Origin of the sequence: Brucella haematophila (assembly GCF_005938105.1) — a bacterium.
GTDB lineage: Bacteria > Pseudomonadota > Alphaproteobacteria > Rhizobiales > Rhizobiaceae > Brucella > Brucella haematophila.
The window spans coordinates 124,815-144,050 of the sequence record NZ_VCPE01000008.1 but is presented as its reverse complement, the minus strand read 5'-3'; the positions used below and the strand labels follow the sequence as shown (position 1 = coordinate 144,050).

Genomic DNA, 19,236 nt, shown 5'->3' with positions numbered 1-19,236 from the left:
ATGGAATTCGATTTTGAAGAGCTGGACCCACAAAGCCGTTACAGGCTTCTGACGAATTTCATCGGTCCGCGACCGATTGCACTTGTGACGACCCGTTCACCGGCAGGCCATAGCAATGCTGCGCCGATGAGTTTTTTCAACGTGTTTTCGCACGATCCGGCAATTGTTGTTCTCGGCATTCAACCGCGTCTTTCGGGTGAGGAAAAGGACACGCTGGCGAATATCCGCCGCACTGGCGAATTCGCAATCAGCATGGTCGACATGGCATTGTCAGAACAGATGCTGATCTGCGGATTGGGTTTCGACAGCGAGATCGATGAGCTTGAAATGGCCGGACTGTCAGCGACACCCTGCCAGAAAATCGATGTCTCTTTCGCTGAGCAAGCGCCTTGCACGTTTGAGTGTCGTGTCGAACGTGTGATCGATTATCCGCGTCGCGCACTCATTCTGGGCGAGGTGGTGCATATGCACGTCCGTCGCAACTGTCTGGATAGTGACGGCCATTACGTCGATCCCGAATTCTATCAACCGATTGCCCGGCTTCATGCCGACAATTACATCACTTCAGATCGCCAGTTCGTTTTGAAGGCACCGCCCATCGCCGATTTCGTGAAGCCAGAAAAATAGGCCATAACGACGGTTCTTCGAGAATTTTTACCATGCACATTCATCTGATCAATCCTAACTCAACAGCGTCAATGACAGCGCAAGCTCTTGATAGCGCTCTGCTCGTCAAACACAGCAACACCAAAGTCTCAGCCTCAAATCCTGCCGACACGCCGGTCAGCATTGAAGGCGGCGCCGACGAAGCATTGGCTGTGCCGGGCATGCTTGCGGAAATCCGTAAAGGTGAGGCGCAAGGTGTAGACGCCTATGTGATCGCCTGCTTTGACGATCCCGGCCTGCATGCGGCGCGCGAGATCGCGAAGGGTCCGGTACTGGGTATTTGTCAGGCGGCGGTACAGGTGGCCATGACGATCAGCCGGCGCTTTTCAATCATCACGACCTTGCCGCGGTCGGTTCCGATCATCGAAGATCTGGTCAGTGATTACGGCGCAGACCGCCATTGCAGAAAAGTGCGTGCGATCAATTTACCGGTTCTGGGTCTGGAAGAAGATCCGGAGGAAGCGGAGCGCCTTTTGCTCAACGAGATCGAACTCGCCAAGCGTGAAGATCGGGCAGAAGCGATTATTCTTGGCTGCGCGGGAATGACATCCCTGTGCGACCGGTTGCGCGATGCAACGGGCGTTCCGGTGATCGACGGTGTCGCGGCGGCGGTGAAGCTTGCCGAAGCTCTGGTCGGCGCGGGCTATGCGACCTCGAAAGTGAACACCTATGACTATCCGCGCGTGAAGACAGGCGATACGGACGCCATCTGCGGAATATGTGCCTGAATTAGAAGCATCACGATGTATTGTTGACAATTTTGTAGGCGCTTTGCGGTTGCAATAGTTGACTTTTTCGGTCGCATCACGCTTCCTGAATCGGAACGGGAGCAAGACCATGACTGATCAGACAGGTGTCTCGACGCAGCAGATTGTTGAGAAAGTATGGCTATCCATTGCCGAGCGCCGTCTGCGTCCGGGGGTGCAGCTTAAAGAAGAGCAGATGGCGACGATTTTTCACGTCAGCCGTGCGCGTATCCGTCAGGCGCTTGCCGCGCTTGAGCGGGAAGGGCTTGTCACGATCATTCCCAATCGCGGCGCTTTTGTCTGCAAGCCGACCGTGGAAGAAGCGCGGGATGTGTTCTTTGTACGCCGGACTGTTGAGCGTTGTGTGGTCGAGCGCCTTGGGCGTTCTCCGTCAAAGGACAAGATCAAGATTTTACGTGAGCATGTCGCGAAAGAACGTGTCGCCAACAAGAATAATGTCACGACCGATATCATCAAGCTGTCGGGTGGCTTTCATCTGCTGCTGGCCGAACTGACAGGCTCTGATTTTTTGTTCACGACGATGCGCGATCTCATTTCTCGCACCTCTCTCATCACGGCTGTTTACCGCAATACCAACCGCTTCAACTGCGGGCCTGATGAACACGCGGAGATTGTGGAGGCGATTCTGCATGGCGACGTCACAAAGGCTGCCGATCTGATGGCACACCACCTCGAACATGTGGAATCGGAGTTGGACCTGCGGGAAATCAACGACCTCTCCCATGATTTGAGTGCCGCACTTGCCTGAGCGGATGTGACCGGAAAACGGGCCGCTCTTCTGTGCTTAGTTACCCTGGCCGAAGCCAGATGCGGCTTTATCAAATTATTTCAATGGATTGCTAACAGGTAAAGCCAGACGGGTATTGCCCGGTTGGTTCGTTATTGCTGTCTTTCTATGACGCGCATAGCGACTTTTCTCGATCAAAGATGGATAAATTTCGGTTGAAACTGGCTGTTCCGTTCTCACCGCAAAGAAATCTACCGTTCATCTTGACATATGTCATAAGTTAGCATTAGCTTGATTGAAATTGAGCAGATGCTGCTTCGAGGAGATCCTTGCGAGGGTGAAGCGCATCGAGCTTGGGAGGAAATATTTGTGACTGGATTGTACACTGCAATCTTCGATTGCGTGATTTTGCGCGGCTGCGTTTCAGGCGGAGTATCCGCCTGTCTGCGGTCGGGCGTGGATCAGAAACTGGCTTGTGCGTTGCAGGGTTCTTCGCCGAAACTGGTGAAGTCTCTATGAGTTACGAGTTCAGTTTCAGCTTTCTGGCTCAGTACTGGCCGCTGCTGTTAAAAGGTACTTTGGCGACGATCCAGATGTCCCTGATCGTGACTGCACTTGGTTTTGTGCTCGGTACGATCTGTGCGGTTGCCAGCATCAGCAAATACAAGTTCCTGCGTATTCTCGTGGCGATCTATGTCGAGGCGATCCGCAACACCCCTCTGCTGGTGCAGCTGTTTCTGGTCTATTTCGGGCTGTCTTCCATGGGCGTCAAATTTTCCGCCCAGACCTCGGCGCTGATCGGCCTGACCATCAATGTCGGCGCTTACTCCAGTGAGATCATTCGCGCCGGATTGCAGGCCATTCACCCCGGTCAGCTGGAAGCTGCCGACACTCTCGGCTTATCGCGCTTGCAAATGCTTGCAGGGATCATGCTGCCGCCAGCGCTTGAGAAGGTTTATCCCGCTCTCGTCAGTCAGTATGTGCTGTTGATGCTGGCAACCAGCGTGGCATCGCAGATATCGGCTGAAGAGCTGACCGGAGCTGCGTCCAGAATCCAGTCGATGACCTTTCGTTCCTTCGAAGTCTATCTCGTCATTCTGGTCATCTATCTCGTCCTTTCCCTATTGATGCGGGGGCTGTTCAAGCTTCTGGGGTTGGCGTTGTTTCCACGCAAACGCCGTCTTGGCACCAATCTTTAGGAGGTCGGGATGTTTACGAATTTCTCCTGGATTCATATCGAAGTTCTGCTTCAAGGCTTGGTCTGGACAGTTCTGCTCTCCATCATCGCCTTTATATTCGGCGGCCTGCTTGGCTTTGCCGTGGCGCTGGCTGGAATAGCAAAGAACAAGGCTCTTGTTGCTCTGGTCGATGGTTATATCGTTCTGGTGCAGGGCACGCCGGTTCTGATCCTGATGTTCATCGTTTACTTCGGCTTGCCGGTCTTCGGCATTGAAGTTTCGTCGCTTTTTGCGGCCAGCGTTGCGATGACGATCTTTGCCAGCGCTTTCCTTGGCGCCATCTGGCGGGGAAGTCTGCAATCCGTGCCGCGCACGCAGTGGGAAGCATCCGACTGCCTGGCCCTGACTGGATTGCAGGGGCTGTTCCTCGTCATCATGCCTCAGGCCGTTCGCATCGCGACGCCGCCAACTGTCGGCTTCATGGTCCAGATCGTCAAGAACACGTCGCTGGCATCAATCATCGGCATGGCCGAGATGACCTATATTGGCAAGGAAATCAACGCTTCGACGTTCCAGCCCTTCACGACCTATCTCGTGATCGCATTCTTCTACTTTTGCATTTGCTTCCCGCTCTCTGCGGCCAGCCGGAAATTCGAGAGGATGTACAGTGTCAGCCGTCGTTAAGTTTGTTGACGTTCATAAAAGCTATGGCTCGCTGCCGGTGCTCAGGGGTATCAATCTCGAAATCGAGAAGGGGCAGGTTGTTGCTCTTATCGGGCGAAGCGGTTCAGGCAAAAGCACAGCGCTTCGCTGTGTCGACCGGCTCGAAACCGTCAATAGCGGGGATATATGGGTTTGCGATCATCGGGTGAGTGATCCCGACATCAATCTGCGCGCGCTCCGTCAGGATGTTGGCATTGTCTTCCAGAGCTACAATCTGTTCCCGCATCTGACGGTTGAACAGAACATCACTCTGGCGCTGCGCTGGGTCAAGAAACTGACAAGACCAGCGGCGCGGGAAATAGCCGAGACGGTTCTGCGGCAGGTTGGACTGGCGGAAAAGATCGATTCCTATCCCGAACAATTGTCCGGCGGGCAACAGCAACGCGTGGCCATTGCCCGATCACTGGCCATGAAGCCGAAGGTCATGCTGTTCGACGAGGTTACCTCGGCACTCGATCCGGAACTGACCGGCGAAGTGCTGAAGGTCATAGAGGACCTTGCCCGAAATGGCATGACGATGCTGCTCGTCACCCACGAGATGGATTTTGCCAAGCGCGTGGCAGACAAGATTGTCTTCATGCATCAGGGCCAGATTTGTGAGCAGGGCGGGCCGGCAATTCTGGCCACTCCGCAAACGCCTGAATTGCGCAACTTTGTTGGCGCGCATCACTAACCATCCAATCAAAGCATGTGGTGTCGATGAGGAGCGACACCATCAACAACAGGAGGAGGAAATATGACTATTCTGAACAAGAGAAAATTTTTGGCGATGATGGGTCTTGGCATCGGCATGGCTGCCATGATGGCACAACCATCCTTTGCCAATCAGCTGGATACCATCCGCCAGCGTGGCAAGCTGCAAGTCGCTATTGACCTTGGCAATCCGCCTTATGCGATGCGCGATGCGAAGTTTCAGCCAACAGGCTCCGAAGTCGAAACGGCGCAGTTGCTGGCCAAAGACATGGGCGTGGATATCGAGTTCCTGACGGTTCCGACCTCGGGCCGCATTCCTTTCCTTGTTTCGGGCAAGGCTGATCTGGCCGTATCGACGCTTTCGATAACCAAGGAGCGGCTTGAGGTGGTGGATTTCAGTATTCCTTATGCTGAAACCGCAATCGTCGTGGCAGCTCCCAAAGAAGCAAATGTGAAGTCCTATGCGGATCTCGCCAATGCGTCGGTCGCCGTCACGCGCGGCACGGTCAACGACGCCAACCTGACGGAAAAGACAGCTGATGTTTCCGGCGTTCAGATCGTGCGGTTTGAAGATGATCCGACATCGAGCGCGGCGGTCACCAGCGGCCAGATTGCAATCTATGCAACGTCCCGCCCGCTTCTGACCGAGTTGATCAAGGCCAATCCCAAGCTCGACCTCGAAGAGAAATTTGTCGCCAAGGCTTATCCGCTCGGCATTGCGCTTCGCAAGAACGAGCCAAAGCTCAAGGAATGGATTGACGCCTGGATAAAGACCAATCTCGATAATGGCAAGTTGATCGACATCTACGAAAAATATCACGGCGCTCGTCTGGACCCGCAGAAGCTGCTGGCCAGTGATTTGCCTCGGTCGTGACACAGGTGCTGTGGCGGGATTGAAAACCACCCCCGCCACGGCTTCGGTCTGGATACTGATGGAACGGAACCTTGCTCTTGAGAACTTGGACGATCCCGAAACCAGTAGATGAGAGCGCATCCCGAAAAGTGTGAAACGGTTTTCGGATCAGATGCGCGTTAAAACAAACATCTGGAGCGCCGATCTGATCCGATCAGGACGAAACGCGCTCTAACGTGCAGGAATGAAATGATGACAGACAAGTTCAGTGTAAGAGACAAGATTGCTATTGTGACCGGCGGGTTGGGGCAGCTTGGCACACAGTTCAGCAAGTCGCTTGCGGAATCTGGCGCCAAGGTCGCGATCTTCAGTCGCCGGGCAATCAATGCCGCCGATCTTGAAGCGAAGTTTCCAGGCCTGACGAAGAACATTCGTGTTTATGTCGCGAGTGTTACGGACAAGGCCAGCCTTGAGCAGGCAACAGAACAGCTCATCGCCGATTGGGGCGTGCCGCATATTCTGGTCAATAATGCAGGCATCGATTCAAAGCCCTCGGGTTCGGCAGACCAGAACAGTCCATTTGAAATCTACCCGCAGAAATACTGGAACGAGATCATCGAGACCAATCTGACGGGTGTGATGCTGTGCTGTCAGGTCATCGGTTCGAAGATGGCCGACGCCAGACGCGGCAGCATCATCAATGTCGGTTCGATCTACGGCATCGTGTCGCCCAATCAGGCGCTCTATGCCTATCGTGAGGCACGAGATGGCGAGCCTTTCATCAAGGCCGTCTCCTATGCGGCTTCCAAGTCCGGCCTTGTCAACTTGACCCGCTATCTTGGCACCTATTGGGGAACCAAGAATGTCCGGGTGAACCTGATTTCATTCGGTGGCGTGAAAACTGCAAACTTCGACAAGGAATTTGTGGATGCGTTTCTTGAACGCGTGCCGATGAACCGACAAGCAGAGATCGATGAATATAATGGCGTGATACAGTTTCTGGCATCCGATGCCTCGTCATATATGACCGGCTCGAATGTCGTCGTCGATGGAGGCTTTACGGCATGGTGACAGAACAGGCAGACAATCGATATCTGACGAGGCGCGCGTTACCTGATCGTGACAAGCTGCACGTCTCGGTCGTTGAGGCGCTGGAAGCACAAATTCTTTCCGGCAAACTCAAGATTGGCGATCGTCTGCCTGCCGAAGCCGCAATGGCGCGTGAATTCAATGTCAGCACGCGATCTGTTCGTGAAGCGCTTCAAATTCTCGAAACAAAGGGTCTCGTTCGCCGCAAGCACGGTGAAAGAGCGCTTGTTGTGCGTGACGATGTCGGAGAATTTCTCGGTTCGCTTGCAACGACTGTCAAACAGCTCTTTGCCAATAATTCGGACTATCTCGTCCAGCTGATGGATGTGCGCCGGATCATCGAGACAGAAGTCGTGACGCGACTGAGTTCGGAAGACCTGGTGATGACGCCGGAAGTTGACGAGGCGCTTGCAAGTATGCGGGCTGCGGCTGACGCCAATGATATGGCCCGTTTTACCGACAGTGACGCCGCTTTCCATCTTGGGCTCGTGCATTCCGTGGGCAACGAGATCCTCAATGTCGTCTATGACAATCTTTTCTCGATCATCATCGACGTCATCCGGGTCACGAGCCGCGTGCCGAACAAGTCGCTGGAAGACGGGTTTGCCGAGCATGAGGAAATTTACAACCTCATCAAGGCCAGAGAACCAGAGACCGCCAGACAATCTATTCGCAGACAGATCGATGAAAGTTCGCGTTATCTCAAGGTGGCGCTGGACAATTCAAATCTTAAGAACAAGGTCAAAACCAAATGAGCAACTTCGATTATTCCGATACAGACTGGGCCTCAATCGAGCGTCTTTCGAAATGGTATTCCGGCGATGTCCATGACAGCCTGGAACAACTCGGCGGCTGGGGTTATCTGGACGGTATATCGTTACAGGGTGAATTGAAGCCGGGCGAAGTGGTCTGCGGTCCCGCAGTCACGGTGCAGTTCGCACCCAGCGAACGTCGCAATCAGCCGCAGGATGTCTATCACAACGCCATCGACAATGCGCCGAAGGGTGGCATTGTTGTCGTCGATGCATCTTGCGCGCAAGGCTCATGTTCGGGAGAGCTGATGAGTTCAGGTGCGAAAACACGCGGTGCAGCGGCTACGATCGTCAACGGAACAGTGCGTGATATCGCCCAGGTTCGTCATCTCGGCTATCCGCTTTTCGGTCGCGCCCGCTCGCCTGTTTCGGTGTCCGGCAAGATGGAACCGAAGCTGTCGCAGGTTCCAATCGAAATCGCCGGCGTGAAGATTATGCCGGGCGACGTTGTCTTCGCGGATATCGATGGCGTCGTCGTCATCCCCAAGGCCATGGTTGCAGCAGTCGCTGATCAGGCCGACAAGCTGGGCGCAAACGAAGCTTCGGCCCGCGACCGCATTCTGGGTGGCGAAAAGCTCCAGTCAGTGTGGCCGGTGGAGTCGAAATACGGCGCCTGATCAAGCGGCGCATGACATAAAAAAGGCCGCCTTTGAGGCGGCCTTTTCATAATATCGCTGTTGAGCCGATTATGGCGTCACGTCAAAGCCGAACCACTTTTCGGAAAGACGCTTGATGGTGCCATCAGCCTTGGCGGCTTCAATGGCTTCATTGAACATCTTCTGAAGTTCAGGTTCGTTCTTGCGAAGACCAACGGCAACGCCGCGACCCAGAATGCCGCCCTTAAAGAAAGGACCGGTCATGACGATATCTTCGTTGCCCGGCTTCTTGGCGGCATCGCTGAGATAAGCCAGCGATGCGACGACGAGATCGACGCGACCCGACTTGAGGTCGAGGTCATGCTGATCGGTGGTCTTGTATTCGCGGATATCGGCAGAATCCTTGAAATACTTGTCGAGCAGCGACAGGCCGAGCGAGGCAGTCTGTACACCGATGGTGCGACCCTTGATTTCAGCCTTGACGTCGTCAATGGCCTTCTGAGCAGCAGCTTCGTCCTTAGCCAGATAGAGCGTTTCGCCCGTATGCGGCAGCTTGGCGAATGGACTATCCTTCAGCGTGGCGAAGGTCTGCGGCGTCAGGCCGTAGGAAACGGAAAAGTCGATGGTTTCTTCGCGCTTCGGCGTGGCGGTCAGGCCAGCCATGATTGCGTCGAACTTGCCTGCATTCAGGGCCGGGATGATGCCGTCGAAAGGCTGTGCAATCATGGTGCACTCGACCTTCATGCGGGCGCAGAGGTCTTTACTCAGTTCGATTTCATAACCGTCCAGCGTGCCATCCGGCTTGGTGAAATTATACGGACGGAAAGCGCCTTCAGTTGCGATGGTGATCTTGGTCCACTTCTTCTCTTCGGCATGGGCCGAAGCAGCGGTCACAACGAGGGCCGAAACGAGAAGGGCTTTGAACAATCCCTTGGTATTCATCTTAATTACCTTACTGCAGTTAAGTGCTGAGCGGTCTTTTGGCATAAATTAGCGACGTTTGAAATAATCAGCCGGCGTTTTCGTGGCTGATAAATTTGCGAAAACGCTCTGATTTGGAGTTTGTGAACACATCTTCGGGCGCACCGTCTTCTTCGACCAGTCCCTGATGAACGAAAACGACCCGGTTAGACACGTCGCGGGCAAATCCCATTTCGTGGGTAACGACAAGCATGGTGCGGCCTTCTTCGGCCAATCCGCGCATAACGCGCAGCACTTCGCCGACGAGTTCAGGATCGAGCGCGGAGGTCGGTTCGTCAAACAACATCACCTTCGGCTTCATCGCCAGCGCGCGCGCAATGGCTGCGCGCTGTTGCTGGCCGCCGGAGAGATGCGACGGGTAGAAGTCGCGCTTGTCTGCGATGCCAACCTTGGCCAGCAGCGCTTCGGCCTCTGCGATGCATTCGGCGCGCTGCCGACCCTGAACATAGATCGGCGCTTCGATGATGTTTTCGAGAATGGTCTTGTGCGACCACAGATTGAAGCTCTGGAAAACCATGCCGAGTTCAGAGCGGATCCGGGAGACCTGCTTCTTGTCGGCGGGATAGGCTTCGCCCTTGGAATTCTTGGCCATCCGGATCGTCTCACCGGAAACGGTGACGGTGCCGGATGTTGGAATTTCCAGAAGGTTGATGCAGCGCAGCAAAGTTGACTTTCCCGACCCCGAAGAGCCGAGGATAGAGATGACTTCGCCTTCGCGCGCTTCAAGCGAAATGCCCTTCAGCACTTCATTCGCGCCAAAGCTTTTGCGCAGGTTTTCGACTTTTAGCGCCACCGGTGCGTTAGGAGAGATGGCTTTACTCACGATGTTTTTCCTTCGGTGGAGATGCTGACGGCTGGCTGGCGCAAATAGGGCGTGAGCCTGTATTCGGCGATCAGCAGCAAGCGTGTCAGAACGAAATTGATGGCCAGATAGATGGCGCCCGCAATCACGAACACCTCAATCACGCGGTAGCTTTCTGCGATGAGCTTGGCTGCAATGCCGGTGACTTCCATGAGCGTGATGATGGAGGCAAGCGAGGTCGCCTTGATCATCGAGATCATCTCATTGCCATAGCCGGGCAGCGCCTGACGGATGGCAAGCGGCATCACTACTCTGCGGAAGCAGGTGAAACGCGACATGCCGCAGGCTCTTGCCGCCTCGATCTGGCCATGTGGTACCGACAACAGGCCACCGCGAATGATCTCGCTTGCATAGGCCGCATTGTTCAGCGTCAGCGCGATGATCGCACACCAGTATGGTTCACGGAGAACGGGCCAAAGGAACGAATAGCGTATCGTCGAAAACTGGCTGAGGCCGTAATAGATGATGAAGATCTGTACCAGAAGCGGTGTGCCGCGGAACACGAAGACATAGAGCCGGGCAATCCAGTCGAGGACGCTTATTCCCGACAGACGCATCATGGCAAAGAGCAGTGCAAGAATTGCGCCGCAGACAATGGAGATGGCCGCAAGCTGCAACGTCAGCGGCACGCCGCCCATCATTGCCAGAAAGGATTCTGTATAGAATTGAAGGTTCATTTTGCCCTCCTGACGCCGCGTGAGAAGTGACGTTCAGCCGCTTGCAGGATGCCGCCGGAAACGGAGGAAATCAGCAGATAGAGAGCGCCCGCGATCAGGAAGAAGTTGAAGGGCAAGCCCGTGGACCCTGCGCCAATCTGTGCCTGACGCAGAATATCGACAACACCAACGACGGATATCAGTGCGGATTCCTTCAAGGCAACCTGCCAGACATTGCCAAGACCCGGCAGCGCATGACGCAGGGCCAGCGGCGCGATAATGCGGCGAAACTTCAGTGCCTGTCCCATGCCGCAAGCCGATGCTGCTTCAAGTTCGCCCTTGGAGACGGCTCGAAACGCACCACGGAACACTTCCGTATGATGAGCGCCGCAGGAAATGCCGATTGCCAGCACACCAGCCAGAAAAGCGGGGAACCCGATGAAACCCTGCGCACCGAAGAGCTTTCCAAGCGCTGTGATGGCGGCGCTGCCGCCAAAATAAAACAGGTAAATCACCAGAAGATCTGGGATGCCGCGAATGATGGTGGTGTAGCCATCAGCAATACCACGCAGTGTGCGTCCGCCGGAAATCTTTGCCCAGGCAGCAAAGACGCCAATGGTAGCGCCAAGCAGAAAGCCGACGACGGCCAGCGAGACCGTTACCAGAGACGCCATCACGAGAACATAGCCCCAGCCATCGGGGCCGAAGCTTAAAATATCGAAAAAAGCCTTCATGATGCTTCAGGCCAATTCTTGAAGGAGCGATTGAACTTCATTTCACTTTCCGGCGGCTGCATTGGCCGTCTTTCATTTCGCTGCGACGGGCAGGGCAGGTTGCACGCTGTCGGGAATAGGATTGACGAAAACGTCGCCATTCAGCCTTTTCACGTGGTCCTGTTTGGCTTCTGCAATCCGTTCTGGATGCAAAAACAGTTCCACGGCCGTGCTTCCCATGACCTTTGCGGCATGAGCCATTCCTTTATGAGCAGTTGATAATTTACCCTGCGCCACCATTTGCCACGAATGGAGCGGCGTGCCAATAGCGCAGGTAGCGCCACGCATTTGCACGGTGGGGACAACCCAGCTCACGCTGCCAACGTCTGTCGAACCAACGAGGGAATTGTCTCCCTTATAGGGTTCATAAACATCCTCACAAAGGGCAAGGCCTTCCTTCGGCTCGACGCCGAAACGGCGAAATGCGTCAGAAATGTCTTCCTTGGTCAGCGTGGCCTGAAAACGTTGTGCCACTTCCTGATCTTTTGCATCGAATATGGGGGGTCCCAGCCGTTCCAGCTCGCGCTGCATGAGCTGTTCCAGCGGCTTGTTGCCGATCAGATTGGCGTCGCCGCTAACGATTTCGCTGCGCACTGTCGTTTCCGTCATGAGCGCCGCGCCGTCAGCAATTTTCTTGACCCGTTCAAGCAAGGTCTGCATGACAGGCAGGCTCAGCGCGCGGATCAGATAACGTACACTGGCCTTGGCCTGCACGACATTGGGCGCGAAACCACCCGTATCCGTGACGGCGTAGTGAATACGGGCCGTTGATGGCATATGCTCGCGCATGTAATTGACGCCGACATTCATCAGTTCCACGGCGTCGAGAGCGCTGCGTCCCAAATGGGGAGCGGAAGCGGCGTGAGCCGCGCGGCCGGAGAAATGAAAGCTAATTTCGTTACAGGCCAGCGATACCGGGTCGTTGACGCCCGCGAACGGTGCCGGGTGCCAGCAAAAGGCAATATCGACATCGTCAAACAGGCCTTCACGCACCATGAAGCCCTTGGCCGATCCGCCTTCTTCTGCCGGGCAACCGTAATAGCGCACGCGGCCCTTGATTCCATGCGTTTCCAAATATTGCTTGACGGCGGCGGCGGCCAGTAGGGAGCCAGCGCCAAGCAGGTTATGGCCGCAGCCATGGCCGTGGCCACCTGCCTCGATGGGCTGTTCTTCTGCAATGCCCGCGATCTGGCTTAAGCCGGGAAGGGCGTCGAATTCACCAAGAATAGCAATGACCGGACCTTCGTCACCTGCTTCGCCCATGACAGCGGTCGGCAGTCCTGCGATACCACGCGAGACGCGAAACCCTTCGGTTTCAAGCATTGCAGCATGAGCAGCGCTGGACTCATATTCTTCGTAATTGGTCTCGGGATGATCCCAAACTGTGTCGCTGAGTTCGAAATAGGCAGCACTTTTGCCGTCTACGATATCCCAGATATCGTGATGGTTCTTCGCCATAGCTCGATCCTCCATCGTCTGGCTCCCTTTGTATTGGGGTCCGTTATTGTCGGCCCTTATGTCCTGGATTGCGCTTTTCAGCGCAATCCCGTCGAAGGGGGTAATCTGAAGTGGTGCTGATTACCCCCTTCTGCGTTCATGTCAAACATTGAATTGAAAGCCATCAACCGTGAATGCCTGACCGGTGATGAAGCACGGTTCGGATGTGGCAAGGAAAGTGACAAGGCGCGCGACATCGTCAGCGCAACCAAGGCGACCGAGCGCGATGCCCTTGATGACTTCATCGGCGCGTTCAGTGACATTCGTGTCGATTTCGGTGCGAATGACGCCGGGGCAGATCGCATTGACGGCGATATTCGGGCCAAGTTCCTTGGCGAGCGAGCGCGTCATGCCGAGAATGCCAGCTTTTGCGGCGGCATAGGCAAACTTGCTGACGGCTGCGGTCACGCCGCCGGAAAGTGCATTGAGCGATGACATGGAAACAATGCGGCCTCCGCCCAGTTGCAGCATATGCGGGGCCGAATGCTGGATATAATTGAAGCAGCTTTTCAGGTTGATCGCGATAGCGCGGTCGAACTCGTCTTCCGAAATGTCGAGAATGCCAACCGGGGCAGAACGGCCTGCATTGTTGAGCAGAAAGTCAAGACGCCCAAATGTTTCAATCGTTTGCGCAACGACTTCACCAGCCCGCTTGTGGCTGGAAACATCGGCCACGCAGGAGATTGCCTTGACGCCGAGGTCTTCGATTTCGGCTGCGGTTGCCGCCAGTTCCACTTCCAGCAGATCAACCAGCGCAATGTCATAGCCCGCACGCGCCAGATCGAGAGCGCAAGCCTTTCCGATGCCTCTTGCTCCGCCGGTAACAATGGCAACCTTGTTTTGTGAGTTCATTTCCAGATGCGCTCCTTTTTGTATTGCCACTTGATCGTATGTCTGCCACATTATTCCACAATAGGAATTTGGTTCACATATATGAACATTGAAAACAGTGGTGAAGTTAAGTCGGCCGTTCGGGTTCTCGAGATCCTCGAATTCCTCGGTCGTGCGCATAAGCCGGTGACGCTCAAAGCAATCGTCGCTGAGCTTGGTTATCCCAAAAGCAGCACGTTCAATCTGCTGGCCACATTGGTGGCGCGGGCATATGTCGTGCGGGACGATACCGAGTCCTATCGCATCCATGAGGCGTTTCGTGACGGGCCGGGGTGGTCGAGCGGCAGCGATGCCTATCTGATCGCGACGGCCCAGCCGATCATGGATGCCATGCGTGACAGTGAAGGCGAAACCGTCTTTCTCGGCACACGCCGCAAGGATGGGCGGGTTAAGCTCCTCGCCAAGAGCGTCAGTCATCAGGCGGTCCGCTTTGATTCCGATCTGACAGGGTCTGATCCTGCCTATTGCACGGCAATGGGGCGGGTTCTTCTGTCACATTGGCAGCCGGAAAAGACATCTACCTATCTAGCCAAAGAACGGATCGTTCCTTTGACGGAAAAGACCGTGATCGACCGCGTGCAGATACGCCGCATCATTGAAGCGGCCCGTGAGGACGGTTTTGCAATCTGTGACGAAGAGGCGGTTGTCGGCGGGTCCGGCGTCGCTGCTCCGGTGTTCGATGCCAGTGGCGACGTGATCGCGACGCTCAACATGGCCACCATCTCATCGCGCTTTACCGCATGCCGTCAGCGCATGATCGACGCCGTCGTCAAGCATGCGGCGGAGTTGAGCGCGCGCCTTGGATACAAACCAACAACAGCAGACAAGCAATAACATGGATATAGAATTCAAAGAAAAGCGGGTTCTGGTGACTGGAGCCGCAAGGGGAATTGGGCGATCTATCTGCGAGGCATTTGCTGCAGACGGTGCAATCGTCACTGCGACGGATGTGTTGGATGACGAACTGGTCGTGCTGGCCCGTGAGGCGCAGCCCGCACGTGGCGGTTCGATCAGAACCGTGCATCTGGATGTGACCGACGAGGCAGCGATTGCGGCACTGGCGGCGGTAGAAGAGGCTAATGGCGGGTTTGATATCTTCGTCCATGTTGCCGGTGGTGTCCTCGGACAGAAGAAGCGCCCAGTGGAAAATGTTCCAGCCGCCGATTGGGATCGCATCTACGACATCAATGTGCGTGGTGCATTTCTGGTAGCCCGAGCACTTGTCCCCGCCATGAAGCGTCGAGGCGCAGGAAAAATGGTCTTCATTTCCAGCGGCGCCGGTCTTGGCGTTAGCCTCACGGGCATTCAGGCCTATGCGAGTGCAAAGGCAGCGCTGATCAGTCTTGCCCGCCAGCTGGGTCACGAGCTTGGACCATTCGGGATCAACGTCAATGCGGTTGCGCCCGGCTTTTTGCGCACCAGCCCGGATTATGAGCGCCAATGGACCTCTTACGGCGAAGAGGGGCAGGCCGCAATGATCAACGAAATTCCGCTACGCCGGATCGGACTGCCGGAAGATATCTCGAATGCTGTGCTCTTTCTCGCATCTCCTTTTGCGAGCTGGATCACGGGGCAGACATTATCGGTCAGTGGAGGGCCGACATCATGACAATCGACGCGCCTGTTCCAACCTGGACCTGGTCTGAAGAACGCCTTCAAACCATCATGAATCGCGCCCGCGCTGGCCGCAGTTTCAAACCGTCCTCATGGCAGGGTGATGCTCGATGTGCGGTCGCTTTGTCCTTCGATTCAGACCATGATACGTTTGAACTGCGCGATGGCGGAAAGTCGATTTCGGCCCTGTCGCAGGGGCAGTTTGGTCCAAGGCAGGGTATCCCGCGCATCCGTGAAATTCTGCGCCGCGATAACATCCCGGCCACATTCTTCGTGCCTGCCATTTCGGCCATGCACTATCCTGATGAACAACGCGCCCTGATCGGCGAGGGGCACGAAATTGCCCTTCATGGTTGGATACACGAGCGCAACACATTGCTTGACGGCGAAACGGAGCGCGATCTTCAACACCGTGCCGCCGACGTGCTGGAAAAGATCACGGGTGTTCGTCCGGTCGGCATTCGTACGCCGTCCTGGGATTTCAGCGACAACACATTGCAGATCACGTCCGAGATGGGATTGATCTACGATTCATCGCTTATGGCGGATGTCGATTGCTACGAGCTTTTGCTCAATGGCGAGCCGTGCGGCGTCACCGAACTACCGGTGGAGTGGATTCGCGATGACGCGGCCTATCTCGTCATGGACAGATGGGGCGGGTTGCGCCCACAGATCGCGCCGCACGATATTCTCCAGATATTTCTTCGGGAGTTCGATGCAGCCTATGAAGAAGGCGGCATTTTCCAGCTGACCATGCATCCGGATATCATCGGGCACCGTTCGAGAATCTGGATACTGAAAGAGCTGATTGCCCATATTCGCACCCATAAGGATATATGGTTTTCGACCCACGCGGATATTGCGTGCTATGCCAAGCTAAATGGTTGATAACTAGAGATTTTCGGTGCTGTTGAAACTAACCTTGGCCCGATTTGCGGGCCAGGCATGTTTGCGTTTGATAGCCATGCGTGGCTTTCATAGAGCAGAACAAAGTTCATATATATGAACCAAATTCCGCTTTTCATCACTGGTCAGTGAGTTCAAACTCTTTGCAACCGGGCAGAGAAAAGTGCGTAACCGCCGCCCGCATTGCAGATAGAAAACACAAATAAGCATGAGGGAACTATGCTGAAGAAAATTGCGGCCATTGGCCTTTGCACTTTGTCGATGCTTTATAGCGGCAGCGTTTTGGCGAAAGACTGGAAAGCTGTGACCGTTGGTGTCGAGGGCGCCTTTCCGCCTTTCAACCTGACAAGCCCCGGTGGTGAGCTTCAGGGCCTTGACCTTGATGTCATCAAGGAAGTCTGCAAGCGCGCCGAGCTTGAGTGCAATATTGTTGCGCAGGATTGGGACAGCCAGATTCCGTCGCTGCTCGCTGGTAAATTCGACGTTGTACTGACGATGGGGCCAAACCCAGAGCGTCGCAAGGTCATCGATTTCTCCGATCCATATGTGATAACGCCGAACACGTTCCTGGTACCAGCTGATGGTCCTTTGGCCAACCTGCCGCACACGGGCGAAAGTCTTTCCACGGATACCGAGGAAGGTAAAAAGGCGATTGCTGATCTCAAGGAAGCGTTGAAAGGTAAGACTATTGGTGCTTCGCTTTCGACCAGCCAGTTGCAGTTTGTCGAACAGAATTTCGGTGATGCCGTTCAGGTTCGCACCTATAAGGGATCGGAACAGGTCAAGCTGGATCTCGAATCCGGTCGCGTTGACGGCCAGTACGACAATGTGGTTTTCGCACGCGACCGCGCTGAGAAGAGCAATGGCAGGCTCAAGATCACCGGGCCGCTTCTGGTTGGCGGCATTCAGGCAACCAATGTCTGCATCGGCCTGCGCAAAGAAGAGCCCGAACTGAAAGCCAAGCTTGACAAGGCATTGGGCGAAATGCGCGCAGACGGCACGCTCGCCAAGATGTCGGAAAAGTGGTTCTCCATGGATTTGAGCCCGAAGAGCTGAGTGAACTCAGCTTTGGTCTTTCAGGAAGGCCCCGCATTTGCGGGGCTTTTTCTGTTGTAGGTGCCTTAGACGGTTCGCTCCATCTGGCGATAGGATCATCTTAAATGCAACGCGTGCGACTTCATTCATCCTCTATTCAAACATCTGGAATTAAAGCATAGTCCGGCACATATGGAGGGACCAAGAATGGTATCTGTAGTTAAGACGACGGTTGCATCGCTTTGTCTTGGCGGCGTGATGGCAATGTTCTCGCCGATGCTCGCAACGACCGCTTCCGCAGCAGAGTTGCAGCGTTGCGCAAGTGAGGGTGGCATTTGCCGACTGCCTTACCCGGCTGAAGTTGTCTATGGAACAGGCGGACGCAACACGTCCCGTTTCATCGATCGCCCGGAAGTACCGTGCTCGAACCGTGTTTTTGACGACCCGGCACCGGGCAAAAAGAAAAGCTGCTCTTTCGTTGTCCGTGACCGTGACTACCGCGACGGTCGCCCTGATCGTCGGGGCCGACCAGACCGTTACGATGACCGGGACCGGGATTGGAGACCTTGCGCCAAGGAAGGCGGGTATTGCGACTTCTATGGTCGTAAACGTGTTCGCTATGGCGTAAACGGTCGCTTTATAGAGCGTACTTTCCGTGATGGGGTTGATTGCGGCAATTATTCATTTGGTGATCCGGCACCCGGAAAAGGAAAAGCCTGCTACGTGCTGGATTAGGTTCTAAAACATTTTGCAAGCCCGAAGGCATCCTGATTAAGGTGCCTTCGGGCTTGCTTTGTTTGATAGCTCAAGTGGAGCAGCACGCCTTCAATGCGCGGTTACAAGACTGTGTATGATCGAGAACATTGTGCGCGCACCATCGGCAGCGGCAAGGATGGCCTGCTGCATCGGCCCCGCAGCACAGTCGCCCGCAGCATAGATACCCTTCAATGAAGTCTCATTCATTTCGTCGCGCCACACGCCACCATCATCTCGTATGTTGAGTCCCAGTCCCGTGATGATGGGTGTCTGGCTTTGAAGTGGTCTGATCCATAGCGACTGGATATCTTCTCGACGCCCATCCTTGAGCACTATCCCGCCAATGGCGTGACCATCACCGCTGAGAACTTCTCTGATTGGCGTTGTTACCAGGCCGATCTCAGCGTGTGACAGGTCAGCCAGCTTCTCGGCTGGAAGGTCAGCGCCATTGGTGAAGACAGTCAGGCGACCTGCCCAGTTTCTGAAGAATGCGGCGTGATCCAGCATTGCTGTTGTCTCCGCAAGCACACCCCAATGCTCGCCGCGATGCTCAAAGCCATCGCAGAAAGGGCAATGATGAACGCCGCGTCCCCAGTTCTCCGCAAGGCCTTCAATGGCTGGAAGTTGATCCGTCACGCCAAGGGCGAGGAGAATTTTGGGCGCAGAAACGATGTCTCCACCGGCCAGCTCTACTGAATAGCCGCCGTCAGCTGGTTGGATCGCTTGAGCTAGACCTTCGCGATAGGTCACCGTTTCATAGCGTGATAGCTCTTCGCGCGAGACCTTCCGAAATTCTTGCGGCAGGATACCATCCCGTGACAGATAACTGTGCATGGCTGGCGCTTTCCGGTTTCTAGGCTCTCCGCCATCGATGACAAGCGCTCTGCGCAGAGCGCGGCCCGCAATCAGGGCCGCTGAAAGTCCGGCGGGGCCGCCGCCGATGATGATGGTCTCGTAATTTCGCATGATTGTTATCCGGTCATCTTGATTGCCGTTGATGTTGTTCGTGCCAAAGCAGCTTTGTTGAACTGTCGTTGCGAACTCCGAAAACGGTGTTTAATCGAATACGATACAACATAAGTTACATGAGATGAGGGAGTCAACAGTCATGTAACTTCACTTGTATCAATTTGCTTTCTGGTCAGAAATATCCGATAATCA

22 protein-coding genes are annotated in these 19,236 nt (G+C 55.0%); 15 read left to right on the top strand and 7 right to left on the bottom strand.

The window, feature by feature from the left end; translation table 11 throughout:
• The 10 genes from FGI60_RS13620 to FGI60_RS13575 all read left to right on the top strand — a co-directional run bounded on the left by FGI60_RS13620 (nt 1) and on the right by FGI60_RS13575 (nt 8,125).
• Entirely contained in the window at nt 1-627 is a 627-nt protein-coding gene (locus FGI60_RS13620) for a flavin reductase family protein (protein ID WP_138785654.1), read from the top strand.
• A gap of 32 nt (nt 628-659) precedes the next feature.
• The gene (locus FGI60_RS13615) at nt 660-1,394 is read left to right on the top strand and encodes an aspartate/glutamate racemase family protein (protein ID WP_138785653.1); all 735 of its coding nucleotides are present in this window, start codon (nt 660-662) and stop codon (nt 1,392-1,394) included.
• Nucleotides 1,395-1,503: 109 nt separating this feature from the next.
• Nucleotides 1,504-2,181, top strand: coding sequence for a GntR family transcriptional regulator (locus FGI60_RS13610; protein WP_078337166.1), 678 nt, complete (start codon nt 1,504-1,506; stop codon nt 2,179-2,181).
• A 494-nt stretch (nt 2,182-2,675) separates the two neighbouring features.
• Nucleotides 2,676-3,359: an amino acid ABC transporter permease gene (locus tag FGI60_RS13605; RefSeq protein ID WP_078337165.1), complete on the top strand. Its 684-nt coding sequence runs from the start codon at nt 2,676-2,678 to the stop codon at nt 3,357-3,359.
• Nucleotides 3,360-3,368: 9 nt separating this feature from the next.
• Nucleotides 3,369-4,022, top strand: a complete 654-nt coding sequence (locus tag FGI60_RS13600; RefSeq protein ID WP_138785652.1) for an amino acid ABC transporter permease — start codon at nt 3,369-3,371, stop codon at nt 4,020-4,022.
• Complete coding sequence (locus FGI60_RS13595) at nt 4,006-4,734, top strand: amino acid ABC transporter ATP-binding protein (protein WP_138785651.1); 729 nt, start codon at nt 4,006-4,008, stop codon at nt 4,732-4,734. The genes FGI60_RS13600 and FGI60_RS13595 overlap by 17 nt, the downstream gene beginning before the upstream one ends.
• A gap of 63 nt (nt 4,735-4,797) precedes the next feature.
• The gene (locus FGI60_RS13590) at nt 4,798-5,628 is read left to right on the top strand and encodes a transporter substrate-binding domain-containing protein (protein WP_235889809.1); all 831 of its coding nucleotides are present in this window, start codon (nt 4,798-4,800) and stop codon (nt 5,626-5,628) included.
• A 231-nt stretch (nt 5,629-5,859) separates the two neighbouring features.
• Nucleotides 5,860-6,678, top strand: coding sequence for an SDR family oxidoreductase (locus FGI60_RS13585; protein ID WP_138785704.1), 819 nt, complete (start codon nt 5,860-5,862; stop codon nt 6,676-6,678).
• Nucleotides 6,672-7,451 carry a FadR/GntR family transcriptional regulator gene (locus FGI60_RS13580; RefSeq protein ID WP_078337161.1) on the top strand — a complete coding sequence of 260 codons (780 nt, stop codon included), beginning with the start codon at nt 6,672-6,674 and terminating at the stop codon, nt 7,449-7,451. The genes FGI60_RS13585 and FGI60_RS13580 overlap by 7 nt, the downstream gene beginning before the upstream one ends.
• Complete coding sequence (locus FGI60_RS13575; RefSeq protein WP_138785650.1) at nt 7,448-8,125, top strand: RraA family protein; 678 nt, start codon at nt 7,448-7,450, stop codon at nt 8,123-8,125. The genes FGI60_RS13580 and FGI60_RS13575 overlap by 4 nt, the downstream gene beginning before the upstream one ends.
• A 69-nt stretch (nt 8,126-8,194) precedes the next feature.
• Here the strand turns inward: FGI60_RS13575 and FGI60_RS13570 are convergent, their stop codons facing one another.
• The 6 genes from FGI60_RS13570 to FGI60_RS13545 all read right to left on the bottom strand — a co-directional run bounded on the left by FGI60_RS13570 (nt 8,195) and on the right by FGI60_RS13545 (nt 13,725).
• Complete coding sequence (locus FGI60_RS13570) at nt 8,195-9,046, bottom strand: transporter substrate-binding domain-containing protein (RefSeq protein ID WP_138785649.1); 852 nt, start codon at nt 9,044-9,046, stop codon at nt 8,195-8,197.
• 67 nt (nt 9,047-9,113) lie between these two features.
• Nucleotides 9,114-9,908: an ABC transporter ATP-binding protein gene (locus FGI60_RS13565; protein WP_138785648.1), complete on the bottom strand. Its 795-nt coding sequence runs from the start codon at nt 9,906-9,908 to the stop codon at nt 9,114-9,116.
• Complete coding sequence (locus FGI60_RS13560; RefSeq protein ID WP_138785647.1) at nt 9,905-10,624, bottom strand: ABC transporter permease; 720 nt, start codon at nt 10,622-10,624, stop codon at nt 9,905-9,907. Before FGI60_RS13560 ends, FGI60_RS13565 begins: the two co-directional genes overlap by 4 nt.
• Nucleotides 10,621-11,337, bottom strand: coding sequence for an ABC transporter permease (locus FGI60_RS13555; protein WP_138785646.1), 717 nt, complete (start codon nt 11,335-11,337; stop codon nt 10,621-10,623). Before FGI60_RS13555 ends, FGI60_RS13560 begins: the two co-directional genes overlap by 4 nt.
• A 72-nt stretch (nt 11,338-11,409) precedes the next feature.
• The gene (locus tag FGI60_RS13550) at nt 11,410-12,849 is read right to left on the bottom strand and encodes a M20 family metallopeptidase (protein WP_138785645.1); all 1,440 of its coding nucleotides are present in this window, start codon (nt 12,847-12,849) and stop codon (nt 11,410-11,412) included.
• A gap of 126 nt (nt 12,850-12,975) precedes the next feature.
• Complete coding sequence (locus tag FGI60_RS13545; RefSeq protein ID WP_138785644.1) at nt 12,976-13,725, bottom strand: SDR family NAD(P)-dependent oxidoreductase; 750 nt, start codon at nt 13,723-13,725, stop codon at nt 12,976-12,978.
• Between the two features lie 81 nt (nt 13,726-13,806).
• Between FGI60_RS13545 and FGI60_RS13540 the strand changes: the two genes are divergently transcribed.
• From FGI60_RS13540 to FGI60_RS13520, 5 genes are all read left to right on the top strand, one after another.
• Nucleotides 13,807-14,598: an IclR family transcriptional regulator gene (locus FGI60_RS13540; protein WP_138785643.1), complete on the top strand. Its 792-nt coding sequence runs from the start codon at nt 13,807-13,809 to the stop codon at nt 14,596-14,598.
• Nucleotide 14,599: 1 nt separating this feature from the next.
• A complete protein-coding gene (locus FGI60_RS13535; protein ID WP_138785642.1) occupies nt 14,600-15,373 on the top strand; it encodes an SDR family NAD(P)-dependent oxidoreductase in 774 nt (257 codons plus the stop codon).
• Entirely contained in the window at nt 15,370-16,266 is an 897-nt protein-coding gene (locus FGI60_RS13530; protein WP_138785641.1) for a polysaccharide deacetylase family protein, read from the top strand. Before FGI60_RS13535 ends, FGI60_RS13530 begins: the two co-directional genes overlap by 4 nt.
• 237 nt (nt 16,267-16,503) lie before the next feature.
• A complete protein-coding gene (locus tag FGI60_RS13525) occupies nt 16,504-17,340 on the top strand; it encodes a transporter substrate-binding domain-containing protein (RefSeq protein WP_113534238.1) in 837 nt (278 codons plus the stop codon).
• 186 nt (nt 17,341-17,526) lie between these two features.
• Nucleotides 17,527-18,054 (top strand): hypothetical protein, encoded by a 528-nt coding sequence (locus FGI60_RS13520; RefSeq protein WP_138785640.1) that lies wholly within the window; start codon nt 17,527-17,529, stop codon nt 18,052-18,054.
• Between the two features lie 90 nt (nt 18,055-18,144).
• On the opposite strand, the gene FGI60_RS13515 is transcribed toward FGI60_RS13520, so the two are convergent.
• On the bottom strand, nt 18,145-19,041 hold the full coding sequence (locus FGI60_RS13515; RefSeq protein WP_138785639.1) for an NAD(P)/FAD-dependent oxidoreductase: 897 nt from the start codon (nt 19,039-19,041) through the stop codon (nt 18,145-18,147).
• Between the last annotated feature and the right edge of the window lie 195 nt (nt 19,042-19,236).

Bases quoted from the DNA above. Each gene is read 5' to 3' on its own strand.
- FGI60_RS13620 (WP_138785654.1), top strand. From the start codon at position 1: ATGGAATTCGATTTTGAAGAGCTGGACCCACAAAGCCGTTACAGGCTT.
- FGI60_RS13615 (WP_138785653.1), top strand. From the start codon at position 660: ATGCACATTCATCTGATCAATCCTAACTCAACAGCGTCAATGACAGCG.
- FGI60_RS13610 (WP_078337166.1), top strand. From the start codon at position 1,504: ATGACTGATCAGACAGGTGTCTCGACGCAGCAGATTGTTGAGAAAGTA.
- FGI60_RS13605 (WP_078337165.1), top strand. From the start codon at position 2,676: ATGAGTTACGAGTTCAGTTTCAGCTTTCTGGCTCAGTACTGGCCGCTG.
- FGI60_RS13600 (WP_138785652.1), top strand. From the start codon at position 3,369: ATGTTTACGAATTTCTCCTGGATTCATATCGAAGTTCTGCTTCAAGGC.
- FGI60_RS13590 (WP_235889809.1), top strand. From the start codon at position 4,798: ATGACTATTCTGAACAAGAGAAAATTTTTGGCGATGATGGGTCTTGGC.
- FGI60_RS13585 (WP_138785704.1), top strand. From the start codon at position 5,860: ATGACAGACAAGTTCAGTGTAAGAGACAAGATTGCTATTGTGACCGGC.
- FGI60_RS13580 (WP_078337161.1), top strand. From the start codon at position 6,672: ATGGTGACAGAACAGGCAGACAATCGATATCTGACGAGGCGCGCGTTA.
- FGI60_RS13575 (WP_138785650.1), top strand. From the start codon at position 7,448: ATGAGCAACTTCGATTATTCCGATACAGACTGGGCCTCAATCGAGCGT.
- FGI60_RS13570 (WP_138785649.1), bottom strand. From the start codon at position 9,046: ATGAATACCAAGGGATTGTTCAAAGCCCTTCTCGTTTCGGCCCTCGTT.
- FGI60_RS13560 (WP_138785647.1), bottom strand. From the start codon at position 10,624: ATGAACCTTCAATTCTATACAGAATCCTTTCTGGCAATGATGGGCGGC.
- FGI60_RS13555 (WP_138785646.1), bottom strand. From the start codon at position 11,337: ATGAAGGCTTTTTTCGATATTTTAAGCTTCGGCCCCGATGGCTGGGGC.
- FGI60_RS13550 (WP_138785645.1), bottom strand. From the start codon at position 12,849: ATGGAGGATCGAGCTATGGCGAAGAACCATCACGATATCTGGGATATC.
- FGI60_RS13545 (WP_138785644.1), bottom strand. From the start codon at position 13,725: ATGAACTCACAAAACAAGGTTGCCATTGTTACCGGCGGAGCAAGAGGC.
- FGI60_RS13540 (WP_138785643.1), top strand. From the start codon at position 13,807: ATGAACATTGAAAACAGTGGTGAAGTTAAGTCGGCCGTTCGGGTTCTC.
- FGI60_RS13535 (WP_138785642.1), top strand. From the start codon at position 14,600: ATGGATATAGAATTCAAAGAAAAGCGGGTTCTGGTGACTGGAGCCGCA.
- FGI60_RS13530 (WP_138785641.1), top strand. From the start codon at position 15,370: ATGACAATCGACGCGCCTGTTCCAACCTGGACCTGGTCTGAAGAACGC.
- FGI60_RS13525 (WP_113534238.1), top strand. From the start codon at position 16,504: ATGCTGAAGAAAATTGCGGCCATTGGCCTTTGCACTTTGTCGATGCTT.
- FGI60_RS13520 (WP_138785640.1), top strand. From the start codon at position 17,527: ATGGTATCTGTAGTTAAGACGACGGTTGCATCGCTTTGTCTTGGCGGC.
- FGI60_RS13515 (WP_138785639.1), bottom strand. From the start codon at position 19,041: ATGCGAAATTACGAGACCATCATCATCGGCGGCGGCCCCGCCGGACTT.